The organism is Methylovulum sp., from assembly GCF_028687615.1.
Classification (GTDB): domain Bacteria; phylum Pseudomonadota; class Gammaproteobacteria; order Methylococcales; family Methylomonadaceae; genus Methylovulum.
In genome coordinates this window covers 14054-31839 of record NZ_JAQTZU010000011.1, presented here as the reverse complement: position 1 = coordinate 31839, position 17786 = coordinate 14054, and the positions used below count along the sequence as shown (strand labels likewise).

14 protein-coding genes are annotated in these 17786 nt (G+C 48.5%); 10 read left to right on the top strand and 4 right to left on the bottom strand.

What is annotated here, in order from left to right; all coding sequences use genetic code 11:
* Window positions 1-115 precede the first annotated feature (115 nt).
* Window positions 116-1333, bottom strand: a complete 1218-nt coding sequence (locus PHH59_RS08505) for an NADP-dependent isocitrate dehydrogenase (RefSeq protein ID WP_300014174.1) — start codon at window positions 1331-1333, stop codon at window positions 116-118.
* 457 nt (window positions 1334-1790) lie between these two features.
* Here PHH59_RS08505 and gyrA point away from each other — a divergent pair, with 457 nt between their 5' ends.
* The 10 genes from gyrA to PHH59_RS08455 all read left to right on the top strand — a co-directional run bounded on the left by gyrA (window position 1791) and on the right by PHH59_RS08455 (window position 14179).
* Window positions 1791-4409 (top strand): DNA gyrase subunit A, encoded by a 2619-nt coding sequence (gyrA, locus tag PHH59_RS08500; protein ID WP_300014171.1) that lies wholly within the window; start codon window positions 1791-1793, stop codon window positions 4407-4409.
* Window positions 4409-5488 (top strand): 3-phosphoserine/phosphohydroxythreonine transaminase, encoded by a 1080-nt coding sequence (gene serC, locus PHH59_RS08495; protein ID WP_300014167.1) that lies wholly within the window; start codon window positions 4409-4411, stop codon window positions 5486-5488. Before gyrA ends, serC begins: the two co-directional genes overlap by 1 nt.
* Window positions 5489-5512: 24 nt before the next feature.
* A complete protein-coding gene (pheA, locus tag PHH59_RS08490; RefSeq protein WP_300014393.1) occupies window positions 5513-6598 on the top strand; it encodes a prephenate dehydratase in 1086 nt (361 codons plus the stop codon).
* A gap of 2 nt (window positions 6599-6600) precedes the next feature.
* Window positions 6601-7203 (top strand): Uma2 family endonuclease, encoded by a 603-nt coding sequence (locus PHH59_RS08485; RefSeq protein ID WP_300014164.1) that lies wholly within the window; start codon window positions 6601-6603, stop codon window positions 7201-7203.
* Window positions 7204-7335: 132 nt separating this feature from the next.
* Complete coding sequence (locus tag PHH59_RS08480; RefSeq protein WP_300014161.1) at window positions 7336-7872, top strand: hypothetical protein; 537 nt, start codon at window positions 7336-7338, stop codon at window positions 7870-7872.
* 54 nt (window positions 7873-7926) lie between these two features.
* Window positions 7927-9030, top strand: coding sequence for a histidinol-phosphate transaminase (gene hisC / locus PHH59_RS08475; protein ID WP_300014158.1), 1104 nt, complete (start codon window positions 7927-7929; stop codon window positions 9028-9030).
* Complete coding sequence (locus PHH59_RS08470) at window positions 9030-11228, top strand: bifunctional prephenate dehydrogenase/3-phosphoshikimate 1-carboxyvinyltransferase (protein WP_300014155.1); 2199 nt, start codon at window positions 9030-9032, stop codon at window positions 11226-11228. The genes hisC and PHH59_RS08470 overlap by 1 nt, the downstream gene beginning before the upstream one ends.
* The gene (gene cmk / locus PHH59_RS08465) at window positions 11225-11890 is read left to right on the top strand and encodes a (d)CMP kinase (protein WP_300014152.1); all 666 of its coding nucleotides are present in this window, start codon (window positions 11225-11227) and stop codon (window positions 11888-11890) included. The genes PHH59_RS08470 and cmk overlap by 4 nt, the downstream gene beginning before the upstream one ends.
* Window positions 11891-11973: 83 nt before the next feature.
* Entirely contained in the window at window positions 11974-13635 is a 1662-nt protein-coding gene (gene rpsA, locus PHH59_RS08460) for a 30S ribosomal protein S1 (RefSeq protein ID WP_300014149.1), read from the top strand.
* Between the two features lie 238 nt (window positions 13636-13873).
* Window positions 13874-14179, top strand: coding sequence for an integration host factor subunit beta (locus tag PHH59_RS08455; RefSeq protein WP_300014146.1), 306 nt, complete (start codon window positions 13874-13876; stop codon window positions 14177-14179).
* A gap of 690 nt (window positions 14180-14869) precedes the next feature.
* Here the strand turns inward: PHH59_RS08455 and PHH59_RS08450 are convergent.
* From PHH59_RS08450 to petA, 3 genes are read right to left on the bottom strand one after another with little or no spacing between them, the layout of a single operon-like run.
* Window positions 14870-15586, bottom strand: coding sequence for a cytochrome c1 (locus tag PHH59_RS08450; RefSeq protein ID WP_300014143.1), 717 nt, complete (start codon window positions 15584-15586; stop codon window positions 14870-14872).
* A gap of 1 nt (window position 15587) precedes the next feature.
* A complete protein-coding gene (locus PHH59_RS08445; protein ID WP_300014140.1) occupies window positions 15588-16994 on the bottom strand; it encodes a cytochrome bc complex cytochrome b subunit in 1407 nt (468 codons plus the stop codon).
* Complete coding sequence (petA, locus tag PHH59_RS08440) at window positions 16991-17590, bottom strand: ubiquinol-cytochrome c reductase iron-sulfur subunit (protein WP_300014137.1); 600 nt, start codon at window positions 17588-17590, stop codon at window positions 16991-16993. Before petA ends, PHH59_RS08445 begins: the two co-directional genes overlap by 4 nt.
* Between the last annotated feature and the right edge of the window lie 196 nt (window positions 17591-17786).

The window sequence follows — 17786 nt, the reverse complement described above, 5'->3', positions numbered from 1 at the left end:
AAAAAGGTTTATGATCAGGCGGGACTTGAAATAATTTCCGCACCGGCTCGTCAGACCTGTCAGGTTTTGATACCCTCTGGGGTACAAGAAACCTGACAGGTCTTGATCCGCGAGTTTATTCCATGCACATTCCTTGCATTCTTGCCACGATTTTTTCTATGAAAGCTTGGGTGCTTAGATATTCTTGCCCTTTGCCCACTAAAGACGCTAAATCCTTGGTCATAAAACCCGCTTCAACTGCGCCAATCGTCGCTTTTTCTAATTTATCGGCAAATTCTACAACGGCTGGTGTTTGGTCAAACCCACCACGGTAACGTAGCGCGGATGTCCAGGCAAATATGGAGGCGATGGGGTTGGTGGACGTGTCTTTGCCTTGTTGGTATTCCCGAAAGTGTCTGGTCACTGTACCGTGTGCGGCTTCTGTTTCCACGGTTTTGCCATCAGGGGTGATCAGGACTGAAGTCATCAAGCCTAGTGAACCAAAGCCTTGCGCCACGACATCGGATTGCACGTCGCCATCATAATTTTTGCACGCCCAGACAAAACCACCGTCGGACTTTATCGCAAACGCGACTAGATCATCAATTAAGCGATGCTCATAAGTTAAGTTGGCGGCTGCAAATTTTTCCTTAAATTCTTTATCGAATACAGCTTGGAAAATATCCTTAAATCTGCCGTCATATTTTTTCAGGATCGTGTTTTTGGTTGAGAGATAAATTGGCATCTTGCGGGCTAGGCCATAATTAAAGCAGGCCCGGGCAAATCCTTCTATTGAGTCGTCTAAATTATACATCGCCATTGCCACGCCATTGGCGGGGAAGTCAAAGACATCATAGTGGGCCGGTGCTGCGCCTGACGTTGGCGTAAAAGTGATGGTCAATTTGCCCGCTTCTTTCACGACAAAATCAGTGGCTTTATATTGGTCGCCAAACGCATGGCGGCCAACGATGATGGGCTTTGTCCAGCCTTGTACATACCGAGGGACGTTGCGGCAAATAATCGGCTCACGGAAAATGGTGCCGTCAAGAATATTGCGGATAGTCCCGTTAGGCGATTTCCACATTTGCTTGAGCTTAAATTCTTTCACACGGGCTTCATCAGGCGTGATGGTCGCGCATTTTACCCCTACGCCGTATTTTTTGATTTCGTTAGCGGCATCTACAGTGACTTGGTCTTCAGTGGCATCACGATTAGTGATTGATAAATCAAAATATTTAAGCTCAATATCAAGATAGGGCAAGATCAGCATGTCTTTGATATAGGCCCAAATGATACGGGTCATTTCATCGCCATCCATTTCTACGAGCGGGGTGCTTACTTTTATTTTTGCCATGATGTTATCCAACGAAGTGTGTGGGTTATTGGTTGGCTGATATTGCCCTGGTTGGCGGGGGATCAATAACCTACGGTAATTGATCCCCCGTAGCTGGTGCGTAATATCAGTGATAAAAAAGTCGATATGGGGCGGGCTGATTAAGTTCTTGGAATGGTTGCTGTTTCAATAATTATAATGAGATTGTCAGTGCCCGTAGAAGAAATTTCATAAAAGCCTATTTAATTGATTTGTGGTTTCAAATCATCTAGGAAATTGGAGGCAGTGGTGGCCATTGTTATATGGACGACAACGGTTTCGACTCACTGCTTGCGGTTTGCTATAATAAGCGGCTTGTTAGGTGATGTCCGCAACCTGTTAAGGATCAAACGGGGCGGGTAAGCATTCGATATTTACAAAGATTAAAAAACTGGTCGGTATCATTCGTTATCCGGCGTTTATGTTTATATAGGGATCAATGTCAAACTTCGCTAAAGAAATTATTGCTGTCAATCTCGAAGACGAGATGAAACAGTCCTATCTCGATTACGCCATGAGCGTGATTGTCGGTCGTGCCCTGCCTGATGTCCGTGATGGCCTGAAGCCTGTCCATAGGCGTGTGCTGTACGCGATGAGCGAATTGGGCAATGACTGGAACAAAGCTTATAAAAAATCCGCGCGTATCGTCGGGGATGTCATCGGTAAATACCATCCGCATGGCGACACGGCAGTGTATGACACGATGGTGCGCATGGCCCAGCCATTTTCGATGCGCTATATGCTCATCGACGGGCAGGGCAACTTCGGTTCGGTCGATGGCGACGCGCCAGCGGCGATGCGTTACACCGAAGTGCGCATGGCGAAAATTGCCCATGAATTATTGGCGGACATTGACAAGGAAACCGTCAATTTCATCCCCAACTACGACGAATCCGAATCCGAGCCGCAGGTATTGCCGACCCGTTTGCCGACCTTGTTGGTCAACGGGTCATCCGGTATTGCCGTCGGTATGGCGACCAATATCCCGCCGCATAATTTGGGTGAAGTCATCAGCGCTTGTCTGGCGTTTTGTGACAATCCAGAAATCACCGTGATGGAATTAATGCAGTTGATTCCGGGCCCGGATTTTCCGACCGCAGCGATCATCAACGGCGCATCCGGCATTTACAGCGCCTACACCACCGGACGCGGCAAAATTTATCTACGCGCCCGTTGCCATTTTGAAGACATCGGCGACAGCAGCCGCCAGGCGATTATCGTCACCGAACTGCCGTATCAGGTCAATAAGGCGCGGTTGCTGGAAAAAATCGCCGAATTGGTCAAAGAAGGCAAAATCGACGGCATTTCCGGTTTGCGCGACGAGTCAGACAAAGATGGGATGCGTATGGTCATCGAGCTGAAACGCAACGAAATGCCTGATGTGGTGTTGAACAACCTCTACAAGCAAACCCAGTTTGAAACCGTGTTCGGCATCAATATGGTCGCCTTGTTGGATGGCCGCCCGCATTGCATGAGCTTGAAAGAGATCATCGCCGCGTTCATCGACCATCGCCGTGAAATCATCACCCGCCGCACGATTTATTTGCTCCGCAAAGCCCGCGAACGCGCCCATGTCCTGGAAGGTTTGGCGGTGGCGTTGGCGAATATCGACGAGATGATCGAGCTGATTAAAACCTCCGCCAGCCGCGAAGAGGCCAAAGACGGCTTGTTGGCAAAAACCTGGGATGCGGGCTTGGTCGGTTCCTTGTTGGAACGGGCCGATGCCAGCCGTTCCAGGCCAGATGATTTGCCGGAAGCCTTTGGCATTCATGGCGGCATTTACCAGCTTTCCGAAACCCAAGCCCAAGCGATTCTGGATTTGCGTTTGCACCGTTTGACGGGTCTTGAGCAAGACAAGATTGTCGCTGAATACAAAGAATTGCTCACTCAAATTGACGGATATTTGTATATCCTCAGCAACGACAGCCGTTTGATGGAAATCATCCGTGAAGAATTGACGGCGATTAAAGACCAGTATTCCGACCCGCGCCGCACTGAAATCGTCCAAAACCAATTGGATTTGTCCGATGGCGATTTGATCACTGTTGAAGACATGGTCGTGACTATGTCTCACGAAGGTTATGTCAAATCCCAACCCTTGACCGATTACAAAGCCCAGCACCGTGGTGGGCGCGGCAAATCGGCGACGGCAATGAAAGAAACCGATTATATCGACAAGCTGATCGTCGCCAACACCCACGATACGATTTTGTGTTTCTCATCGCTGGGCAAAGTCTATTGGCTGAAAGTGTACCAACTGCCCGTCGCCAGCCGCGCCGCGCGTGGCAAGCCGTTTGTCAACCTGTTGCCTTTGGAAGACGGCGAGAAAATCAACGCGCTGTTGCCGATCCAGGAATTTTCAGACAATAAATTCATTTTCATGGCGACGTCGGCGGGTACGGTCAAAAAGACCCCGCTCAACGAATTTGAACGCCAACGCAGCACGGGCAAAATCGCCATTGACTTGCGCGAAGAAGATACTTTGGTGGGTGTTGCGGTCACTGACGGCCAGCAAAATGCCCTATTGTTCTGTAGCTCCGGCAAAGCCGTGTGTTTTAACGAAACCGACGTGCGCTCGATGGGGCGTACCGCTTCCGGTGTGCGCGGGATGCGTCTTCAAGAAGGCCATAAAGTCATTTCCTTGATTATCGCCACCGATGGTACGGTGCTGAACATCACCGAAAACGGTTACGGCAAACGCACCAAGCTCGAAGAGTTCACCTGCCACAAGCGCGGCGGCCAAGGCTTGATCGCCATCCAAACTTCTGAGCGCAACGGCGCGGTGGTCGGCGCGGTGCTGGTCAACGATAACGACGAAATCATGTTGATTAGCGACGGCGGCACACTGGTGCGTACCCGTGTCGATGAAATTTCCGTGGTCGGACGTAACACCCAAGGCGTGACCATCATCCGTTTGGACAAAGGTGAAAAAGTCATTGGGGTTGACCGGATTGCGGGCTTGGCCGGGGATGACGATGGCAGTATCGAGGACGATGATTTAACTGGCGAAAATACCGTCGCCGATACCGATGATGAACAGCCATCAGGAGAAGAATAATGTCCAGAGTTTATAATTTCAGCGCCGGCCCTTCCACCTTACCGGAAGCGGTTTTAGCGCAAGCCCAACAAGAAATGTTGGAATGGCGCGATAGCGGCATGTCGGTGATGGAAATGAGCCATCGCGGCAAACATTTCGCCATTATCGCCGAAGAGCTGGAAAGTGATTTGCGTAGTTTGATGGCAATTCCTGCCAATTATAAGGTGTTGTTTTTGCAAGGCGGCGCATCGGGGCAATTTTCGTTTATCCCGCAAAACCTGCTCAATGGCAAAGCCAAAGCCTGTTATATCAAAACGGGCGCATGGTCGGAAAAAGCCATTAGCGACGCCAAAAATTATTGCGACGTGGTGCTGACCGCTAGTTCCGAAGCGGAAAAATTCACGCATGTGCCTGATGTTGCCGGTTGGGTGATTGATACCGACGCGGCGTATCTGCATTACACGTCCAACGAAACCATCCACGGTGTGGAGTTTTCCGGTGTGCCTGACAGCAAAGGCTTACCGCTGGTGTCGGATATGTCATCCAATATCCTGTCGCGTCCGGTTGATGTCAGCCAATACGGTTTGATTTATGCCGGAACCCAGAAAAACATGGGGCCATCGGGTGTCACCATCGTCATTGTCCGCGATGATTTGATAGGGCACGCACCTAAAACGACGCCATCGGTGTTCAATTATGCCGAGCAAGCGAAAAACCAATCCATGCTCAACACGCCAGCGACTTATAACTGGTATTTGGTGGGTTTGGTGTTGAAATGGCTGCAAGGGCAGGGCGGGGTTGCCGCGATGGAACAACGCAATATCGCCAAGGCGGCGAAGCTGTATCAAGCCATAGACCAATCGGCTTTGTACCGCAACCCCGTTTCTGTGCCTTACCGTTCGCGCATGAATGTACCCTTCATTTTAGCGGATGAAAGCTTGGATAAAGCCTTTATCGCCGCTGCCGAAGCCAATGGGTTGTACGAATTGAAAGGCCACCGCTCGGTAGGCGGGATGCGGGCGAGCATTTACAACGCCATGCCGGAAGCGGGTGTCGATGCCTTGATTGCGTTCATGGCGGAATTTGAACGCACGCACTAACCGGATAAAACCGCCATGACCGCCATGACCGCCATCACCCCGCTTGCCGAATTAAGGGAAAAAATCGATTCGATTGATGCAGAAATCCTGCGTTTGCTGAACCAGCGGGCAACGTGTGCGATGGAAGTCGCCAAAACCAAAATCGCCCAAGGTGAAGTCGGCACGTTTTACCGGCCTGACCGCGAATCACTGGTATTGCGGCGCATTCAAGAGTTGAACGAAGGGCCGTTGTCGAATGAGACAGTCATCCGCTTTTTCCGCGAAATCATGTCAGCCTGTTTGGCCTTGGAAAAACCTTTGGAAGTGGCATTTTTAGGGCCGGAAGGCACGTTCACCCAGCAAGCGGCGTTCAAACATTTTGGTCATGCCGTCAAAACCGTGCCGGCGGCGACCATCAGCGAAATTTTTAACGCCGTTGAAACCCGTTTATGCCAGTTCGGGGTCGTGCCTGTGGAAAATTCCACCGAAGGCGTGATTAGCCATACTTTAGATAGATTGCTGGTGTCGCCGTTAAATATTTGCGGCGAAGTGGAAATCCGCGTCCACCAAAACCTACTGGGTTTGGCAGAAAATTTGGCGGACATAAACACCATTTATTCGCATCAGCAATCCCTGGCGCAATGTCGGCAATGGTTGGACAAATATTTGCCGAACGCCCAACGTGTCGCCGTCAGCAGCAACGCCGAAGCCGCGCGGTTGGCGGCAAGCGATAAGCAATTTGCCGCCATTGCCGGTATCGCCGCCGCTGATGTTTACCAATTGCCCGTCATCGAAAAAAATATTGAAGATATTGCCAACAACACCACGCGCTTCATTATTATCGGCCAGCAAACCTCGACTTCGACAGGCAAGGACAAAACTTCGCTAGTAGTTTCCACGGGCAACAAACCGGGCGCATTGCACCGGACGTTGGAGCCGTTTGCGAGGTTTGGTGTGGATATGGTGAATATCGAATCCCGTCCTTCGCACCAAGGTTTGTGGGATTATGTGTTCTTTATCGACATCCAAGGCCACGCCGACGACCCGCAAGTCGCGGGAGCGTTGGCGGCTTTGCAAGACCAAGTCAATATGCTGAAAATATTAGGCTCTTACCCGAAAGCGGTGTTCTGAGCATGGCAAAAATCACCCAACTATCTGATTTGGATTTGGAACAAACCTACACCTACGCCGATTATTTGACGTGGCGGTTCGATGAGGCGGTGGAGTTGTTGCGTGGGAAAATTTTGATGAGTCCTGCGCCGAATATTAACCACCAAAGCATATCCAGAAATTTGCTGGTGGATATTGGCTATTATCTAAAAAATAAGCATTGCAAGGTCTTTAGTGCACCGTTTGATGTACGCTTGTATGACCGGAAAAAATCGTTGGTAGCGTCGCAAGAAATTTACACAGTCGTGCAACCGGATTTATGCGTGGTTTGTGATACCGATAAGCTCGATAGCAAAGGCTGCTTAGGCGCACCCGATTGGATTATCGAAATCCTTTCCAAAAGCACCGCGCAAAAAGATACCCAAACCAAGTTCCAGCTCTATCAAGAAGCGGGCGTTAAAGAATATTGGCTGGTTTATCCTTATGAAGCCACCGTGTCGCAATTTGTGTTGGACGATGCGGAAGAAAAATATCAATTGGTTAATATGTTCTCACGGCAAGATAGGGCTAGTCCTTTGTTGTTTCCAGAGCTATTAATTGATTTGCAAGAAGTTTTTTCAAAGTAAACGGCATTCAACTTAACTGTGAACAAGATGCTCCCTGAAATGCCTAGACTCCAATGGGAACACTACGCCCCCTGCATACCGAAATGGTTCATTAATTTGCTAAGGATCGTTTTTTTGGGCTTGGGCGTTTTCATGGCGAAGGTTGTTTTTGAGAATTGGCAAATGATGCCATTGTGGGTGTCCCTATTGTTTTGTGTCCTGATACCTGTCATTTTTTTGGGGGTATTCCATTCCAGAGGATTGGTTTTTTGGTCGTCAAACCCTTTGTTTTTGGCAGATCACCTGGGTATGTATTTTAGTGATTCAAATCGGTTTGTTTGGGCCATTGGCGTGAAGCAGCCTCAAAATAGCTGGCTTTTTGTGCCGTGGGAGGCTGTTTCCAAAATTTGGGTTGCCACCATTAGCGATTCTGATGGTTATTCAAAAAGCGCGGTTTTAGATGTGAATGCTTCCCTTGATGAAGTCAATCAATTTTTTGGATATGTCATTGTTGGTGAAGACAAAAGAAAAAATAGCTATGAATATGTCCGTGCCGATAAACAACAATGCGAAACGGGTGATGTGTCCGTAGGTTTTTATTCAGGCCCATTTCCTCAACAAAATAAGGTGGTTGCCACCTTGCTCGATTGGAAGCGGCGACATACAAGCCATTTATCCCAGATTCATTAACTTTTGCCCTTTAAATTGACGGGCGCAAACAATGACTGATACTTTATTATTCCCATGAATAACCCAAACATTTACAAGCTCGCCGTAACAGGTGTGCAAAAATTAATCCCTTACAAAGCCGGCAAACCCATAGAAGAGCTGGAGCGCGAGCTGGGTTTGACACAAATCATCAAACTGGCTTCCAACGAAAACCCCTTGGGCCCAGGCAAGCAAGCGATAGCGGCGATCCAAAAAGCCTTGCCGGCTGTGGCCTTGTATCCTGATGGCAGCGGTTTCCAGTTAAAACAGGCTTTGGCGAGCAAATATGCGCTGGATGCCAGCCAAATCACCTTGGGCAACGGCTCTAACGAATTGCTGGAATTGGTGGCGCGGGCGTTTTTGACCCCGGAGTTGGAAGTTGTGTTCTCGCAACATGCGTTTGCCGTTTATCCGTTGGTGACGCAAGCGGTGGGGGCGACGGCGGTGGTCGTGCCAGCCAAAGAGTATGGCCATGACTTAGCCGGTATGGCGCAGGCGGTCACGGCGAAAACCCGCGTGGTTTTTATCGCCAATCCTAACAATCCGACCGGAACGTTATTGGCGCAAGCGGAATTGGAGCGGTTTATCGGCGCATTGCCGGATACGGTTGTGTGTGTGTTGGACGAAGCGTATTTTGAATTCGTCAGCCAAACTGCCGCCATCAACTCCATAGACTGGTTAAAAAAATTCCCCAACCTGATTATTACCCGCACGTTCTCCAAAGCTTACGGTTTGGCTGGCTTGCGGGTTGGTTACAGCCTGTCTTGCCCTGAAATCGCCGATATTTTGAACCGCGTCCGCCAACCGTTTAACAACAACAGCTTGGCCTTGGCGGCTGCGGAAGCGGCCTTGGCGGATGAAGAACACTTACACAACACCATCAGTAACAACAGCCTAGGAATGCAACTACTGACCGATGGTTTTAAAGCCTTGGGTTTGCAATGGATACCGTCAGCGGGCAATTTCGTGTCAGTCGATGTCAAGCGTGAAGGGATGCCTGTATACGAAGCCTTGTTGCGTAAAGGCGTGATTGTCCGCCCCGTGGCGAATTATGAAATGCCTAATTTCTTGCGGATCAGCATCGGCACAGCCGCAGAAAACACCTTGTTTTTACAGGCGTTAAGTGAAGTTTTGGGCTGATGTTCAATAAGCTTTGCATCATCGGCGTAGGCTTGATTGGCGGTTCCATCGCCAAAACCGCACGTTTACACAATTTGGCAACTAACATTGTCGGTTTTGGACGCGAAGAAGACTTGCAAAATCTGCAAACCGCTAAGCAAACCGGCGTGATAGATGAATTTTATTTGGATATTGCCGAAGCGGTCACCGAAGCCGATTTGGTGCTGCTTGCCACGCCTGTGGCGAGCATCGCCAATATTTTGAAATTATTGCATCCGCATTGGTCGTCGAGCACGATTTACACCGATGTCGGCAGCACCAAAGGTAGTGTGCTTGCTGCTGCTGAGGCTGTGTTTGGCTACGTGCCGGATAATTTTGTCCCCGCCCACCCGATTGCCGGCGGTGAACAAAGCGGTGTGTTGGCGGCAGTGGATGAGTTATTTGCCAATAAACGCCTCATCATCACGCCTACGGCAAGCACTAATACTGAAACCTTGCGGAAAATCCAAGACTTTTGGCAAGCGTTGGGTTCGGCGGTTTCTATCATGGATGCCGCCCACCATGACCAAATTCTGGCGGCAACCAGCCATTTGCCGCATATCCTCGCCTTCGCGCTGGTCGATATGCTGGGCCATAAAGACGAGCAAAGTGAAATTTTTAAATACGCTGCGGGCGGGTTTAAAGATTTTACCCGCATTGCTTCCAGTAGCCCGACCATGTGGACGGACATTTGCGCGGCGAACAAACCGGCTATCTTGCCCTTGATTGCCGAGTTGCAAAGCGAGTTGGGCAAAATTTACCAAATGCTGGAGGACGATAGCCGCCAGCAACTTTTTTCAACCTTTTCGTATGCCAATCAGGCGCGGCAACGCTTTCTTAACCAAATAGAAACTACTATGTCAAAATCAATCACTTTCCATATCCAACCCGGCGGCAAACTGCACGGCGAAACCCGCGTCCCTGGCGACAAATCCATGTCGCACCGCTCGATCATGCTCGGCTCCCTGGCAGATGGCGTGACGCATGTCACGGGCTTTTTGGAGGCCGAAGACGCGTTGGCGACCTTGCAGGCGTTCCGCGATATGGGCGTGGAAATTGAAGGCCCGGTGAATGGTTGCGTGACTATCCACGGTGTCGGCAAGCACGGCTTAAAAAAGCCCGAAGGTGAGCTGTATCTGGGCAATTCCGGTACGTCGATGCGTTTGCTGAGCGGTTTGTTGGCGGGCCAGCCGTTTAATTGCGTGTTGACGGGCGATAAATCCTTGTCTGGCCGTCCTATGAAACGCGTCACTGATCCTCTGGCGACTATGGGCGCGGAGATCAAAACCACTGAAAATGGCACTGCGCCTTTGCATATCACCGGTAAAGCCGGACAGTTGCAAGCCATTGATTACACGATGCCGATTGCCAGTGCACAGGTCAAATCCTGTTTGTTGTTGGCGGGCATGTACGCCCAAGGCGAAACCCGCGTAACCGAACCTGCGCCCACCCGCGACCACACCGAGCGGATGTTGGCAGGCTTTTCGTATCCGGTCAAACGCGAAGGCAGCACGGCGATCATTTCTTCCGAAGGCAGCTTGACGGCGATGGATATTGATGTGCCTAGCGATATTTCTTCGGCGGCGTTTTTCTTGGTCGGCGCGTCAATTGCGCCAGGTTCGGACGTGACGTTGAAACATGTCGGCATCAATCCAACCCGCACGGGGGTGATTGATATTTTGCGTTTGATGGGCGCGAATATCGAGGTGTTGAATCCACGCGAAGTCGGTGGCGAGCCAGTCGCCGATTTGCATGTCGTTTACAGCCCATTAAAAGGTATTGATATTCCAGAAGATTTGGTGCCATTGGCGATTGACGAATTCCCCGTGTTGTTTGTCGCCGCTGCCTGTGCCGAAGGCCAAACCCGTTTGAGTGGCGCGGAAGAGTTGCGCGTGAAAGAATCTGACCGCATCCAGGTGATGGCGGACGGTTTGCTGATTTTGGGCGTGGATGCCCAGCCGACGCCTGACGGCATGATTATCAACGGTGGCAAACCCATTGGTGGGGGTGAAGTTGAATCTCATGGCGACCACCGTATCGCTATGTCATTCTCCATCGCCGGACTCCGTGCCAACGCACCGATCACCGTGCGTGATTGTGCCAACGTCAATACTTCTTTCCCGGAGTTTAAGGATTTGGTCAAGAACTTGGGCTTGGCTTTAGTTTGCACCGAGGAATGAGGCAAGTGACAGTTCCGGTTTTGACGATAGATGGCCCTAGCGGCGCAGGTAAAGGTACGGTCAGCCGCTTACTGGCAAAAAAATTAGGCTGGCATTATCTGGACAGCGGTTCCATCTACCGCTCCTTGGCTATTGCATTATTAAAGCAGTCCGTGGCTTTGGACGATATTCCCGCGATTGTTGAAATGGCGCGAGCTATGGTGTTGGAATTCGAATGCGGTGATGACTTGGCTGTCAAATTGAACGGCGAAGATATAACGGCGCAGTTAGGGCTGGAAAAAACCGGTATTGCGGCGTCAATCATTGCAGTTTTACCTGAAGTCAGAGCTGTGTTGCTACAAAAACAACAGGATTTTAAACAGGCTCCTGGATTGGTTGCAGATGGCAGGGATATGGGGACAGTCGTTTTCCCTGATGCAGCATATAAAGTGTTTTTAACGGCAAGCAGCGAAAAACGTGCTGAGCGTCGATATAAACAGTTGAAAGAAAAAGGAATTGATGCTAATCTTACAGGCTTAACAAAAGACATAGAAGAACGTGATCGTCGCGATAGGGAGCGGGCAACGGCTCCACTAAGCTTGGCGAATGGCGCGCTTTTTATTGATTCTTCTGATATGACAATCGACGCTGTGATAAACCAGGTATTGGGTCTCGTCCAATAATCCCAAACTTAGGTTTAGGCAGTTTTTTTAACTTTAGATAATTTAATTAAGGCTAGGCCAACTGGCCTGCTTGGGAATAGAAAATGAGCGAAAGCTTTGCAGCATTACTTGAAGAAAGTTTAACCAAGACCAAAATGAGTCCTGGTGCCATGTTAATGGGTACAGTGATTGACATCGAAAACGATATGGTCATCGTCAGCACCCATTCCAAATCAGAAGGCGTCATTCCTAAATGGCAATTTCTCAATAACGATGGCGAATTGGAAGTTGCCATTGGCGATGAAATCGAAGTCGCATTGGATTTATTTGAAGATGGTTTAGGTGCTACCCTTCTTTCCCGAGATAAAGCGAAGAAAAACAAAGCGTGGTCTGAACTTGAAACGGCATTTGAAAAAGAAGCGACTATCGTGGGGCGCATCACTGGCAAAGTCCGTGGTGGTTTCACTGTGGCCGTTGGCGCGTTGCGGGCTTTCTTGCCCGGGTCGCTTGTTGATGTGCGTCCAATCCGCGACACCACGTTCCTAGAAAACCGCGACCTTGACTTTAAAGTCATCAAAATTGACCAAAAACGTAACAATGTTGTCCTGTCACGTCGTGCCGTCGTCGAAAAAGAATACAGTGCCGAAAGGGAAGAATTGCTGAAAACCCTGGAAGAAGGCGCAACAGTGGTCGGCGTAGTCAAAAACCTGACCGATTACGGCGCGTTCATTGATTTGGGTGGTATTGACGGTTTGTTGCATATCACTGACATGGCCTGGAGACGTGTCCGCCACCCTTCCGAGTGTGTGGAAATCGGCCAAGAAATTAAAGTTAAGGTGCTGAAATACGACAAAGACAAAAATCGCGTGTCGTTGGGCATGAAACAAATGAACGAAGATCCCTGGCAAAACATCGCCCGCCGTTATCCAGCCGGGACCCGCGTGTTCGGTAAAGTCAACAACTTGACTGATTACGGCTGTTTCGTTGAGATTGAAGAAGGCGTTGAAGGTTTGGTCCACGTTTCCGAAATGGACTGGACGAACAAAAACGTCAACCCATCCAAACTGGTTCAATTAGGTGACGAAGTTGAAATCATGGTTCTGGAAATTGACGAAGAACGCCGTCGTATTTCATTGGGCATGAAACAATGCAAAACCAATCCTTGGGATGAATTCGCGGCGACTCATAACAAAGGTGACAAAATCTCCGGTAAAATCAAATCCATCACTGATTTTGGCATCTTTATCGGCTTGGATGGCGGTATTGATGGTTTGGTGCACATGTCCGACATTTCTTGGGCGGAAGGCGGCGAAGCATCAGTGCGTGAATTCAAGAAAGGCGATGAACTGGAAACCGTCATCTTGGCAGTTGATTCCGAACGCGAGCGTATCTCTTTAGGTATCAAGCAATTGGAGCAAGACCCATTCCAAAATTTCCTTGCGACCCACGAGAAAGGCAGCTTGGTGAAAGGCACGATTAAAGAAGTTGATGCCAAAGGCGCCGTGGTGACATTGGCTGACCATGTTGAAGGTTATCTGCGTGCTTCTGAAATCCAGCGTGACCGTGTTGAAGATGCGCGGACTTTGCTGAAAGAAGGCGATACCCTGGAAGCCAAGTTCATTGGTGTGGACAAAAAGAGCAAATCCATTTCTTTGTCCATCAAAGCGAAAGATCAAGACGAAGAAACCCATACCATTAAAGATCATTCCCAGCAATCCGTTGGTACACCAACTTTTGCGGATATCTTTAAACAAATTGAAAAGTAAAATTATCACAGCAGATATGCCGTAAAGGCATATCTGTCGCGTTTGATTTTTTCTTGTAATCTAAATGAAACAAACTTCTCTCTTTAGGGGAATTATTGACAGGTGACGGTGCTGTGTAAGCAGCGCTATCGTTTTTGGTAACCTCGTCGCTGACGGAGAGGATAAGCCACCCACAACAATGTGGGTGGCGTTTCGCCCATCGGATGCACGGGTGTGGATTTAAAACATAGGATAGAATGTGACAAAATCCGAATTAATTGAAGCCTTAGCTAAACAACAACCACATCTGGCTTTAAAGGATGTGGAGCTGGCAGTCAAATGTATCATTGAAAAAATGAATGAGGCATTATCTACTGGTGAAAGAATCGAAATCAGAGGTTTTGGCAGTTTTTCCCTACATATGCGTCCACCGCGTGTCGGGCGTAACCCTAAGACGGGCGAGTCGGTAACGCTATCAAAAAAATATGTGCCGCATTTTAAGCCAGGTAAAGAGCTACGCGACCGCGTAGATGTTTCCCGTGAAAAGTGCGGTATCGTTGACTAAATGGGAATCAGCGCAGTGAAGTAGCAACTCGCTAAGTCGAACTGCGTTGATCTTCTATATGGGCTAGTTACAGAAGATGCCTGCAAATAATGAGGCACTTTAAAGTTTTTAATCAACTTGGATGCTAGCAAGTTTTATATCTGGCTACGGCAATTTGTGTTCAGTAGCTTCGTTTTTTTTGATAACCTAAAATTATCAATCCATCAATAATAATATAACCGCGTTGTTTAGGTTATCCTCCACAAATCCTAATTTCCCAAGACAATAATTCACGATTAGTAGAATTTACTATTGGTGTGTTCCTTGATTTAGCAACTTTTCTGGTTTTTTTGACAGGTAGTCGTTGCGGTTACAACTGCTCGGATATAGTCCGTCATCCCGGCATGGAATCGGTGCAGGAAACTCGAAACAATTCTGGCTCAACAACTACTTTTTGACGTTCCACTTCCCTCTTCTGAAAAAGGGGAAAGGATTTATTGATTGTCTGGTTTCTCTCGTTTTAAAAAGAGGAACGGGTTCGGGATTGTTGATCAGGGGGCGAAAAAGGAATTGTCCGGCAGGGATACCGCCGTTAGAGTGCGAAGCAAATCCAGATTGCAAGGGGGAAGGAGCAGATCGAAAGACCGTTCCAACATAAGCATCCCCCCCGCAATAGTAAGGATAAAATCTACAAGTTTCATAACTTGCTGATTAATGTATATCTTTCCAATATTCTTTTTTCAGTAAATAACCAACAACAAAGAAAATCAACAGAAAAAGCAACACATATTTACCCATTTGCCGTCTTTCCAATTGTACGGGCTCTCCAACGTAAACTAAAAAATTCACCAAGTCGTTGACCATAATGTCGAATTCTTTTTCGCTTAAAGTGCCGGGTTCTTCGATTTCTAATTCAGTGTGGTCGCCATAAATAGTTTTTCTGGTTACGGCTTGTTGTTCACCCTGCAATTTCCAAAATGGGTTCGGCATGGCGGTATCCTGAAAAATCATATTGTTGACGCCGAAAGGCCGTTTGGGGTCGATGTAATAACTTTTTAGATAGCTATACAACCAATCGGCTCCGCGCGAGCGGGCAATCAATGATAAATCAGGCGGTTGGGTGCCAAACCATTTTTCGGCGTCGTGTTTGTTCATGGCACTGTGGATTTGGTCATAAATGCCCGCTCCCAGTGGCGCGATGTCATTCAGGATCATTTTTTCATCCACTTCCATATCTTTGGCGATACGCAGGTAACGGATATGTTTAATGGAGTGGCAACCTAGGCAGTTGGTGACAAAATGTTTGGCACCGCGCAATAAAGATATTTTATCGGCAAGGTCAATATCGGCGTCATCAAGTTTGACGCTTTCAGAGGCGTTGGCCGCCAGTGACAGCAGTAATAAAGATAAGGTTAGAAAATTTTTCATATTAGTCGAGGCTCTCTACCAGTTTTTTTGCAAATCGGGTTAGGACATGGCGTATGCCAGTAGGGCTAGGCCGTCTACTGAAAAAAGAGCTTCGGAATACACCATGATCAATTTCGCTGGTTGCCGGTTTCAATTCAGTGATTTCTTCCAACAATGCAGGCAATTGCTCATCAATGGAATGATGTTCGGTAGTGCGGGTAGGAACCGGTTTGGTTTTTTCCCAGCGGGTATAAATTGGCATCAGCAAAAAGAAACCAAAGTAAATTGCTGTAAAAATACGTGCGACAATGGTTGCGCTTGGCGTTGCCGGTTGTGTGCCTAAATAGCCTAAAACCAGAAAACTGATGGCGAACATCAACAGGGCTTTTTTATAAATGCCACCTCGGTAGCGTATGGATCTGACTGGATTACGATCTAGCCACGGTAGTAAGAACAAGACGACAATCGCGCCGCCCATACCGATAACCCCGGCGAATTTATCTGGAATAGCCCGTAAAATGGCGTAGAACGGCGTGAAGTACCAAACAGGGGCGATATGCTCCGGTGTTTTTAACGGATCAGCGGGAATAAAATTGGCATGTTCGAGGAAATAACCACCCATTTCCGGCATGTAAAAAATCACCGTTGCGAAAAATATCAAAAACACGCCAACGCCGGCAATGTCCTTGACAGTGTAATAAGGGTGGAATGGAATGCCATCTAAAGGGACGCCCTGTTCATTTTTATATTTTTTGATGTCAATGCCGTCAGGATTGTTGGAGCCGACTTCGTGCAGGGCCACGATATGCAGGAACACCAACATCACCAACACCAACGGCACGGAAATGACATGGAAGGCGAAGAAGCGGTTCAAGGTGGCATCGGAAACGACATAATCGCCGCGCACCCACAGGGATAATTCGTCACCGATCACCGGAATCGCGCTGAACAACGAGATGATGACCTGCGCGCCCCAGTAGGACATTTGTCCCCAAGGCAACAAATAGCCCATAAAGGCTTCGGCCATCAGCGCGACAAAAAGCAACATGCCGAATATCCACACCAATTCGCGTGGCTGTTTGAAAGAGCCATACATTAGCCCCCTGAACATGTGCAGGTAAATGACAATAAAAAATGCCGATGCACCCGTCGAGTGCATGTAGCGGATCAGCCAGCCCCAGTGGACATCACGCATGATGTATTCCACCGAGTCAAACGCCAGTTTGGCATCGGGCTTGTAGTTCATGGTCAATAAAATGCCGGTCACAAACTGGTTGACCAAGACCAGCAAGGCCAGCGAGCCAAAAAAGTACCAGAAATTGAAATTTTTCGGCGCGTAATAATGCGCCATGTGGTCATTCCACAATTTAGTGAGCGGAAAACGGTCTAAGATCCAGTTGCCGGATGAAGTGAACCAATTAGTTTTCATGCGCTTTTTCCTTCTTCAGGTTCGCCGATGATAAGTTGTGTGTCGCTGATATAGCGATAAGGCGGGATTTCCAGATTGGTCGGTGCCGGTACGCCTTGGAAAACCCGGCCGGCCAAGTCAAACCAGGAACCGTGGCAAGGACAGAAAAAGCCGCCTTTCCAGCCTTCACCTAAATCGCTGGGGGCTATTTCCGGTCTGAAGGTGGGCGAACAGCCTAAATGGGTGCATAAACCCACGGCAACGAAAACTTCCGGCTTGATGGAACGGCCTGGATTTTTGCTAGAAGCGGGTTGTATGGATTCCAAAGATTGAGGATCCCGCAGTTTGGAATCGAGGGTTTTTAAGGTTTCTAAAACTTCAGGTGTCCGGTTCAGGATCCAGACGGGTTTGCCTCGCCATGCCACCCGAATCAGTTGACCGGTTTCCATTTTACTGATATCGACTTCAACCGGAGCCCCTGCCGCCATTGCTTTGACGCTGGGCTGCATTTGAGCTAGAAAAGGCACGGCTAAAAAGCCGGTGCCGACTGCGCCAACCACGGTTAAAGCCGAGGTCAAAAACTGGCGCTTAGAATTATCGACGCCTTCATTTATCATTATAAAACTCTCCTCGTTATTAGTCTGTGCTTTAACGCACTTATTATGTCCGCGCCAATATACCATCAGAACCTGGTGAATTTGAAGAGCTTATATAAATTGTTTAATTTATAGATTGGGCATACTGCGTCCGGGTAAATGCAAAGACCAGCGCATTACCAGCATAAACTTATGAAGTTCATTGTTATTTAACAAA